Source organism: Methylobacterium bullatum (assembly GCF_014845095.1).
GTDB lineage: Bacteria > Pseudomonadota > Alphaproteobacteria > Rhizobiales > Beijerinckiaceae > Methylobacterium > Methylobacterium bullatum.
In genome coordinates, this window is the sequence record NZ_NKUG01000272.1 from 1 (window position 1) to 660 (window position 660).

Below are 660 nucleotides of genomic sequence, written 5' to 3' on the forward strand. Positions count from 1 at the left end.
ACACGGCCCTTCGCGCCGGCCGCTTCCAGAAGCGCCAGGCCACGCCCTGCATCCACCTTGACGATTCGCGCGGCCATACCGGCGATCCGCGGCGCTGCGCAGGCCTCCAGGGCCGAGGAGCTCGTCAGGACGCGTCCCGGGGCGACGATGAGGCCGATTCCCACATTCGTCGCGGCTCGGGTCAGTTGCGGCAGGGCTCTCACGGCCGGGCCCGGCAAGGGCCTGCCGAGCGTCGCACCGGGTCTGGCCGCCACCTCGGCAGGGGCGGCATCGGCCGTCTCCGGGAACGGCACGAAGCTGTTGGCGATGGCGATGACCAGGCGGTCCACATCCGGCCCGAGGGCCTTGTCGTAGCCGATGGTGAAGCCGCGAACTCCCCCCGGGGCGGCGGCATAGCGGATGTAGGATTTGCCCGTCGCCGTCTCGCCGGTGACCACGAGGAAATCCGGCCGCTTGATCTTGTAGGTGACCTTGCGGTCGGCGCCCGGCGCGGTGATGCGGGCGAACAGGGCATCGAGAGTAGTCTCTTCCGGGGCGAAGGACTTCGTGTCGAGGGTGACGCGGCCATCCCCGCTCTGCCAGCGGGTTCCGCCGGCCTGAGGGCTGCGCTTGGCGAGCGGCCGCTCGGGCACGCCGATGACGATGCCGCTCGCCGGATCG

General features: G+C 71.4%; 1 pseudogene. It reads right to left on the minus strand.

The features are described 5' to 3' along the window. Positions 1-660 (minus strand): annotated as a pseudogene (locus tag MBTS_RS23000) (serine protease); the annotation flags it as partial.